Raw genomic sequence first — 204 nt, forward strand, 5'->3', positions numbered from 1 at the left:
GGGCGGCTCGGCTGAAGGCGCGGCGGGGCTGGTGTTTGCGGTGTCGGCGTCCTCGGCGCCGGGGTTGCGCGCGAGCGCGGGGCGGTTGGCCGACTGGGTGCAGGCTCATGACCAGGTGGCATTGCCGGATCTGGGTTACACGTTGGCGCGGCGGCGCGCGCACCGCGGCGTGCGCACCGCGGTGATCGCGGGCAGCCGACCGGA

Annotated in this window: 1 protein-coding gene; it reads left to right on the forward strand. The window is 76.0% G+C overall.

Features of this window, described 5'->3' with window-relative positions; all coding sequences use genetic code 11:
* Positions 1 to 204, forward strand: a 204-nt coding sequence (locus AC5Y2L_RS28630; protein WP_499940113.1) for a CurL C-terminal domain-containing protein, incomplete at both ends; no start/stop codon positions are given.

Source organism: Mycobacterium sp. NGS66, assembly GCF_059812225.1.